The sequence below is a fragment of the Patulibacter medicamentivorans genome, from assembly GCF_000240225.1.
GTDB lineage: Bacteria > Actinomycetota > Thermoleophilia > Solirubrobacterales > Solirubrobacteraceae > Patulibacter > Patulibacter medicamentivorans.
Genome location: NZ_AGUD01000166.1, coordinates 1 through 2010 on the forward strand (window position 1 = coordinate 1; position 2010 = coordinate 2010).

A 2010-nucleotide genomic window follows, 5' to 3' on the forward strand; every position below is an offset into this window, starting at 1 on the left:
GCGCTGGAGCGGTCGCCGACGGTCGTGCGGCCGGAGCCCGGGGACGGCGACGCGATCTGGCTGCGGGCGTCGCGACCGCCGGCCGGCGCGCCGCTGCGCCCGCGCTCGGCGCTGCCGCCCGGCGTGACCCCGATCCGGATCGAGCGCTGATGCCGTTCCCCGGACATCGGCGGACGGCGCTCGACCCGCTGGCGCTGGCGACGCTGCTCGCGCTCGCGCTGGCGGCGTGGTGGCCGTTGCTGGGCGGCGCCCAGCTGCGGGCGCTGCCGGCGATCCTCGCGGCCGCGCTGGTGCTCATGGGGGTCATGGCCCCGCGGCACGTGCTCGCGGCGCTGGCGGTCTGGTGGCTGGTGGCGCTGCCGATCGGCGGCGCGCCGGTCGTCGCGCTCTGGCCGTCGAACTGGGATCGGCTCGGCGCGGGGATCTCCGGCGGCGTCAGCGGGCTGGAGCGGCTGGCCAGCGGCAGCCCGCTGGACGGCCCCTGGCCGTTGGCGCTCGCGCTGCTGGGACTCGGAACGGTCGCGCTGCTGGCGGCGGCGCTCGTCCGCGGCCCGGGCCCGAGACGGCTGATGCGGCCGCTGGCGCTGGCGCTGCTGCTCGCGCCGTGGGCGATCGCCCTGACCGTCCGCCAGGGCGAGCTGCCGCCGTGGCAGGGAGCGGTGGCGGTCGTCGCGGCGCTGGTCTGGCTGCGGCAGGGCGCCGCGGCGGGCGCGTCGCAGCGCCTGGCCCGCCCGCTGGCGGCGGCGCTCGCGATCGGCATCCTGGCCGCGGTCGTCGGGCACGCCGCGGCGCCGCAGCAGCGGTGGCTGGCGGTCGGCGACGTGCTGCGTCGCCAGGCGCCGCTGCGGACGCTGGAGGTCGAGCCGACCTACGGGCCGCTGGAGGGGCGGCGCAGCGGCGCCACGATGCTCGAGGTCCAGGCGGCGCGGCCGGGCCTGTGGCGGATGCAGACGCTCGACCTGATGACGGTCAGCGGCTGGCGGATCCGCGTCGACGAGGGGGCTTACCGGCCGCTGCCGCAACCGGCGGCGATCGCGACCGACATCGAGGTCCGCGTCCGGCGACTGCGCAGCGCGCTGGTGGTCGCTCCCGGGGCGCCGACGGCGGCGGCTTGGGAGAGCGACGCGGCGAGCATCGCGCCGACCTCGTTCCCGGGTCCGGGAGAGAGCCGGCGGCTGCGCGCGCTGCCCGGTCCGGGGGATCGCTACAACGTGACCGCCGACGTGGTCGATCCGACGCTCGGCCAGCTGCGGCGGGCGCGTCCGCCGCGCGACGCCCGGCTGGCGCAGTGGACGGCGATCGGCCGGCCGTTCGACGTCCGCCGCTACGGCGGCGTCCGCGATCGCTCGCGCGGGGGCGGCCGCTCGCGCGGGTTCTCCGAGGTGCCGCTGTTCGGCCTGCCCCGCGACGCCCTGCTGGAGCAGCGGCTGGACCAGACGCTGCTGGCGCCGGTGGCCGCGATCTCCCGGCGGCTGGTCCGCGGCGCGAGGACCCAGATCGAGGCCGTCCAGCGCGTCGTGCGGTACCTGCGTGATCGCGACCGCTTCACCTACGACACCGACCTGCCGGCGGCCGGCTTGCTGCCGATCGTCGAGTTCCTGACCGAGACCCGTCGCGGCTACTGCCAGCACTTCGCGGGCGCGGCCGGGATGCTGCTGCGGCTGGCCGGCATCCCGACCCGCGTCGTCTCGGGCTTCGCGACCGGGACCGAGACCGATCCCGGGGTCTTCGACGTCCGCGACGTCGACGCCCACCAGTGGATCGAGGTCTACTTCACCGGGATCGGCTGGGTGCCGTTCGACCCGACGCCGCCGGGCGACGCGACCGTCGATCCGCGCGCCGATCCGCTGCAGGCGGCTGTCGGTCGCGATGCGCCCGGAGGCCCCGGCGCGACGATCCCCGCGCTGCTGCTGGTCGCCGTCGCCGGCGGCTGGGCGCTGGTCGCGGTCCGGCGCAGGCGCGCGTCGCCGGCCCGCGGGCCGCGCTGGGACGGCCTGGCGCTGCAGGCCC

At 78.3% G+C, this 2010-nt stretch carries 1 protein-coding gene; it reads left to right on the top strand.

Annotated features, from left to right (window positions below; all coding sequences use genetic code 11):
* Positions 1-149: 149 nt before the first annotated feature.
* Positions 150-2010 (top strand): transglutaminase-like domain-containing protein (locus PAI11_RS28300; RefSeq protein WP_040599877.1); only part of this gene is annotated, 1861 nt, incomplete at its 3' end.